General features: G+C 25.7%; 3 protein-coding genes. All 3 read right to left on the reverse strand.

The features are described from left to right. Positions 1 to 99 precede the first annotated feature (99 nt). Positions 100 to 231, reverse strand: coding sequence for a hypothetical protein (locus HMPREF1552_RS12930; RefSeq protein ID WP_255349266.1), 132 nt, complete (start codon positions 229 to 231; stop codon positions 100 to 102). Positions 232 to 291: 60 nt separating this feature from the next. Next, positions 292 to 873 (reverse strand): hypothetical protein, encoded by a 582-nt coding sequence (locus tag HMPREF1552_RS07290; RefSeq protein WP_021744503.1) that lies wholly within the window; start codon positions 871 to 873, stop codon positions 292 to 294. Between the two features lie 161 nt (positions 874 to 1,034). After that, the coding region (locus HMPREF1552_RS07295) for a hypothetical protein (protein ID WP_021744504.1) at positions 1,035 to 1,488 on the reverse strand (454 nt) is incomplete at its 5' end.

Here is a 1,488-nt window from a genome sequence, read left to right on the forward strand (position 1 = left end):
CAATTTATAATTTTGAACTATAGGTTGTCGAATAAGTCTAATTATTTTTTTGAATTATACAACAATAAAGATTCTTTACACTTTTTATATTCATTTTTTTTAAATCTTACCTATATTATTTTTGTAAGCTTCAATTATTTTTACATATTCTTCATCTAATGTTGCTGAATAAAAGATTGATGAATACAATTTATTTTCAGAAAAAGCAAAACTATTAAACTGCCTTTTCACGTCTAACAAATCTTCCACATCTGCATAATAATATACAGCATGAAAATTTTATTTTTGTTTCTATTTTGATTCGTCAATTAACCATTTCCTATTTTGTTTCACAAGTTTCAATGTTATTTCTGTTCCACCTTGATGACCTTTTCTACCATCAACAACAAAATCTTCTTCGTATTTATCTTTTAAATAAACTGTTTTAGACTTAGAATCATATTTTTTCAATTGAAATTCACTTTCTTCTCTTATATCCATTATTCCTGCTGCTAATAAAGGATCATAGTCATAAGTAATATCCTCATTTTCTTTTAAAAATTTCTTTTCATCAGGAGTTAATTTTCCTGCAAGTGCTTTTTGACTTAATTCCATATATTTTTCTCTTCTTTGAAATTCTTTTCTGAATTTTTCTGTAATAGGAGCTTTTGCAAACCATTTATCGAACTCATCAGGATTTTCAATTCGTATATATTCATTCATAAAGTTTACTGCTGTATTTATCGCTTCTTTATCCTCACTACTTAATTTTGCATTTGCCTGATTACTTTCTTTAACTGTTTTCTGAAGTTTACCTACTTTTGATTTATTTCTTGTAACTGACATTCCTAAACTTGCTACGATTAACATAGCTATTCCTATTTTTTTTAACATTTTTATCACTCGCTTTTATTTTTTATATTTATCATAATTTTTCAAACTATTATTTAATTTTCCAGCACTATAAAGAACAATATTTATAAATGTATGGTCTACTACTCTATATATTCCAATGAATATATTATTTCACTATATCATTTGTTTCTTTGTCTAATTTATTTTGATTCATCAATTAACCATTTTCCATTTTGTTTTACGAGTTTTAACATTATTTCTGTTCCACCTTGATAATTTTTCGTACCATCAACAACAAATTCTTCCTCGTATTTATCTTTTAAATAAACTGTTTTAGACTTAGAATCATATTTTTTCAATTGAAATCCACTTTCTTCTCTTATATCTATTATTCCTGCTCCTAATAAGGCATCATACTCATAATGAATATCGTCATTTTCTTTTAAAAATTTCTCATCAGCAGGAGATAATTTTCCTTCAAGTGATTTTTGACTTAATTCTATATGTTTTTCTCTTCTTCGGTATTCTTTTCTGAATTTTTCTGTAATTGGAGCTTTTGCAAGCCATTTATCAAGCTCATCAGGATCTCTAATTTCTATATATTCATTCATAAAGTTTATTGCTGTATTTATCGCTTCTTTATCCTCACTACTT

This window comes from Leptotrichia sp. oral taxon 879 str. F0557 (genome assembly GCF_000469385.1).
GTDB lineage: Bacteria > Fusobacteriota > Fusobacteriia > Fusobacteriales > Leptotrichiaceae > Leptotrichia > Leptotrichia mesophila.